The organism is Streptomyces hainanensis, assembly GCF_004348415.1.
GTDB classification, from domain to species: Bacteria; Actinomycetota; Actinomycetes; order Streptomycetales; family Streptomycetaceae; genus Streptomyces; species Streptomyces hainanensis.
In genome coordinates this window covers 1-4,630 of the sequence record NZ_SMKI01000555.1, presented here as the reverse complement: position 1 = coordinate 4,630, position 4,630 = coordinate 1, and the positions used below count along the sequence as shown (strand labels likewise).

Here is a 4,630-nt window from a genome sequence, read left to right as displayed (position 1 = left end):
GACAGTCCTGACCCCACCCCGACCCCCACATGCGATCACGTCTGCTCCCGCTGCTCATCGTCCTGCTGGCCGGTGTGCTGCTCGCCCTCGGCATCCCGCTCGCCGCCAGCCAGGCGCGCACCGAGCAGCAGCGCGTCGTCGTCGACCGGATCGACGACACCGCCCGCTTCGCCTCGCTCGCCCAGTTCGCCGCCGGTGACGCCGGCGAGGACCAACTCGACACGCTCCAACTGGAGCTCGACACCTACTACGACGTCTACGGCATCAGCGCCGGCGTCTTCCAACGCACCGGCGAGCCGCTGGCGGCGTCGCCGCACGGCTGGCAGATGCCGGGCGGCAGCCAGGCGCAGGAGTTCGCCGAGGCGCTGGCCGGCCGGCGCAGCGAGGGCCCGAGCCAGGTGTGGCCGTGGAACACCGACCGGCACCTGGTGGTCGCCTCCCCGGTGATCCGCGACGGCGACGTGATAGCCGTGGTGGTCACCGAGTCACCCACCGGCCCGTTGCGGTCCCGGATCCTCCAGGGCTGGCTGCCCATCGTGGCCGGCCTGGCCGCCGCCACCCTGCTCGCCGTGGCCGCCGCCGTCCAGCTCACCAGCTGGGTGCTGCGACCGGTGCGGGTGCTGGACCGGGCCACCCACCAGATCGCCACCGGACGGATGACCGCCCGCGTCGCGCCCTCCGGCGGCCCACCGGAGCTGCGCCGGCTCGCCCAGTCGTTCAACGAGATGGCCGACAACGTCGAGCAGGTGCTCGAACAGCAGCGGGCCTTCGTCGCCGACGCCTCCCACCAGCTGCGGAACCCGCTCGCCGCCCTGCTGCTCCGCATCGACCTGCTGGGCCTCGAACTGCCCGAGGACAACGCCGAGATCGCCTCCGTGCGCGCCGAGGGCAAGCGGCTCGCCACCGTGCTCGACGGCCTCCTCGACCTCGCGCTCGCCGAACACAGCGCGGCGGACCTGGCGATCACCGACGTCGCCGCGCTGGTCGCCGAGCGGCTGTCGGCCTGGCAGCCGGTCGCCGACCGGCGCGGCGTCGACCTGCGGCTCGGCGGCCCCGGCGCCGTCACCGGCTGGGCCGACCCGGTCGGCCTCTCCAGCGCCCTGGACGCGCTCGTCGACAACGCGCTCAAGTTCACCCCGAGCGGCGGCGAGGTCACCCTGACCGTCACCGCCGCCGGCGACCACGTCACCATCGTCACCACCGACACGGGACCGGGGCTCGACGACGCCGAGCTGGAACGCATCGGCGACCGCTTCTGGCGCAGCGGCCGGCACCAGAACATCAACGGCTCCGGGCTCGGCCTGTCCATCGTCGGCGCGCTCCTCGGGGCCGCCGGGGCCGACGTGGCCTACGACCACCACCGGCCCCACGGCCTGCGGGTCACCATCACCCTGCCGCGGCACGCCCCCGAGACCCGGCACGAGGCCGCCCCGGTCAGCCCGCCGCGGCAGGCCTCAACCGCAGAGTGACGATCTGGAACGGGCGCAGCGCGAGCGGCACGCCGCCGTCCGTGTCGAGCGCGACCTCCGGGGCCAGCGGACCCGCGTCGAGCGGCCGCTCCAGCAGGTCGGTCGCGGTCACCCCGGCCAGCGGGAAGCCGGCCGTCAGCCGCCCGGACGACCGGCCGCCGCCCGCCTCGTAGAGCCGGACCACCACGTCGCCGCTCCGGTCGTCGGCCAGCTTCACGGCCGCCACCACCAGGCCCTCGCCGGCCACCGACACCAGGGGCTCCACGGTGGCCGAGCCCGGCGCCTCGCGCTCCGGCAGGTTGATCCGGTGGCCCTCCCGGACCGCGTCGAGCAGCGAGGCGCCGGGCGCCAGCGCGTACCGCAGCAGGTGCTCGCCCTGGTCGGTCTCCGGGTCCGGATAGCGCGGTGCCCGCAGCAGCGACAGCCGCACCGTGGTCGTCTGCCCGCCGTCCGGCCGCACCTCACGGGTGACGTCGTGCCCGTACGTCGAGTCGTTCACCAGCGCCGCGCCCCAGCCGGGCTCGGCCACCCGCAGCCAGCGGTGCGCGCAGATCTCGAACTTGGCCGCGTCCCACGAGGTGTTGGTGTGGGTGGGCCGCTCCACGTGCCCGAACTGGGTCTCGGCCGCCGACCGGTCCGCCTTCACGTCCAGCGGGAACGCCGCCTTGAGGATCTTCTCCCGCTCGTGCCAGTCGATCGCCGCCTCGGCGTCCAGCACCCGGGCGCCGGCCCGCAGCGTCAGCCGCTGCGTCACCCGCGAGCCGGCGCCGAACGAGCGGGTCACCGCCACCGTCGCCGCCCCGTCCGAGGCCGACTCCAGCGCCAGCTCGTCCACCGCCACCAGGTCGACGACCCGGTGCCGGTAGAAGGCGTCGATGTCCCAGGCGTCCCACAGGTTGGGCAGGTCCGGGTGCACCTGGAGCAGGTTGCCCGCGCCGCCCGGCGCGATCGCCTCCCGCCCGGTCGCCAGCTCCACCGCCGACACCACCAGGCCGCGCCCGTCGACCACCACCCGCAGCAGCCCGTTGGCCAGCGTGCAGCCACCGTCTTCGCGGGGCGCCACCGTCACCGGCTCGGCACCGGGCGCCGGGCCGGACCGCGGCCCGGCTCCGCCGGCCGGCACCCCGCCCCGCTCGTGCGGCGCCGCGTTGAACACCACCGTGCCGGGGCCGTCGCCCGCCAACGCCCGCTGCGCCTCGGCGATCAGGCCGAGCAGCTCGTCCCGCAGCCGCGCGTAGGTCGCCCGCGCCTCCCGGTGCACCCAGGCGATCGACGAGCCGGGCAGGATGTCGTGGAACTGGTGCAGCAGCACCGTCTTCCAGATCCCGTCCAGCGCCTCGTGCGGATACGCGTACCCCGGCGCCCGCAGCGCCGCCGTCGCCGCCCACAGCTCGGCCTCGCGCAGCAGCGACTCGCTGTGCCGGTTGCCCTGCTTCGTCTTGGCCTGCGAGGTGTAGGTGCCCCGGTGCAGCTCCAGGTACAGCTCGCCCACCCACACCGGCGCGTCCGGGTACTCGGCCTCCGCCTCGGCGAAGAACGCGGCGGGCCGCTCGATCGCCACCCGCGGCGAGCCCTCCAGGTCCCGCAGCCGCCGGGCCCGCGCCAGCATCTCGCGGGTCGGGCCGCCACCGCCGTCGCCGAAGCCGAACGGCACCAGCGAGCGGGAACCCCGACCCTTCTCCCGGTAGTTGGCCGCCGCGTGGGCCAGCTGCTCGCCGCCCAGGTCGGAGTTGTAGGTGTCCACCGGCGGGAAGTGCGTGAAGACCCGGGTGCCGTCGATCCCCTCCCACCAGAAGGTGTGGTGCGGGAACGGGTTGGTCTGGCTCCAGGAGATCTTCTGGGTCAGGAACCACTTCGAGCCGGAGAGCCGCACCAGCTGCGGCAGCGCCGCCGTGTAGCCGAACGAGTCGGGCAGCCACACCTCCTCGGTCTCGATCCCGAACTCGTCGAGGAAGAACCGCTTGCCGTACACGAACTGCCGCGCCATGGCCTCGCCGCCCACCATGTTGGTGTCCGACTCCACCCACATGCCGCCGACCGGCACGAACGAGCCCTCGGCCACCTTCTTCTTGACCCGCGCGTACACCTCGGGCCGGTGCTCCTTGAGCCAGGCCAGCTGCTGCGCCTGCGACATGGCGAAGACGAACTCGGGGTGGTCGTCCATCAGCCGCACCACGTTCGCGGAGGTGCGGGCCACCTTCCGCACTGTCTCGCGCAGCGGCCAGAGCCAGGCCGAGTCGATGTGCGCGTGCCCCACCGCGCTGACCCGGTGCGCCGAGGCGTGCGCCGGATCGGCCAGCACCCCGGCCAGCTCGGCCCGGGCGTCGGCCGCGCTGCCGACGACGTCGTCCAGGTCGAGCGCGTCGAGCGCGCGCTCCACGGCCCGCAGGATCGTCCACCGCCTGGCGTCCTCGACGGCCAGCCGCGTCATCAGGCCGCCCAGCACCTCCAGGTCCTGCACCAGCTCCCAGACCTCCGGCTCGAAGACCGCGAGCTCCATCCGCGCCAGCCGGTACAGCGGCTCGTCGCCGGCGGTCAGCCGGTCGCCGAGCGGGCTCGGCCCCTGCTCGTTGAGGATCGGGTTGGCCGCCGCCTCCACCAGCAGCTGGACGGGCTCGCCGCCGGCCACCGCGTCCCCGATCCGCACCCAGTCGTTCTGCGGGTGCAGGCCCTTCACGGCCTCGCCGTCCGGCCGGTAGACCAGCCCCTCGCACTGGAAGCCCGGCATCCGCCGCTCGAAGCCCAGGTCGAGCACCGCCTCCACGGTCCGCCCCGCCCACTCCCGCGGCACCCGGCCGGTGACCCGGAACCACGTGGTGCCCCACGCCGGGCCCCACGACTCACCCACCGCGGCCGGGCGGTAGACGGCGGCGAGCCCCTCGGCCACCGGCACCGGCTCGCCCGGCGCGTCCCACCGCTCCAGGGCCAGTGGCGCCGTCGGGCCGTGGACAGCCGGCCTGATCCGCTCGGTCAGCACCCGGTGCAGTCGTTGTTCGACGAGATTGCGGTCATCGTGCATGGCTGGGCTGACTCCCTTGTCCTAGTCGTCTGCGTCGTCTGCTTGCCGTCGTGGTCCGGACGTGGCGTGGTGGACGGTGGCGCTCGGCTTCGGTCGCGGTGGGAGAGCGGGGAGAGTCGGTGCTGTCTCTGATACACATCTC

2 protein-coding genes are annotated in these 4,630 nt (G+C 74.5%); one reads left to right on the top strand and one right to left on the bottom strand.

What is annotated here, in order from left to right; translation table 11 throughout:
• Nucleotides 1-29 precede the first annotated feature (29 nt).
• A complete protein-coding gene (locus E1283_RS32330) occupies nt 30-1,469 on the top strand; it encodes a sensor histidine kinase (protein ID WP_132821723.1) in 1,440 nt (479 codons plus the stop codon).
• On the opposite strand, the gene E1283_RS32325 is transcribed toward E1283_RS32330, so the two are convergent.
• Nucleotides 1,435-4,488 carry an alpha-mannosidase gene (locus tag E1283_RS32325; RefSeq protein WP_132821722.1) on the bottom strand — a complete coding sequence of 1,018 codons (3,054 nt, stop codon included), beginning with the start codon at nt 4,486-4,488 and terminating at the stop codon, nt 1,435-1,437. The genes E1283_RS32330 and E1283_RS32325 overlap by 35 nt on opposite strands.
• Nucleotides 4,489-4,630 lie beyond the last annotated feature (142 nt).

What these genes read in the sequence shown, in the direction of transcription:
- E1283_RS32325 (WP_132821722.1), bottom strand. Translation starts at nt 4,488, where the DNA reads ATGCACGATGACCGCAATCTCGTCGAACAACGACTGCACCGGGTGCTG.
- E1283_RS32330 (WP_132821723.1), top strand. Translation starts at nt 30, where the DNA reads ATGCGATCACGTCTGCTCCCGCTGCTCATCGTCCTGCTGGCCGGTGTG.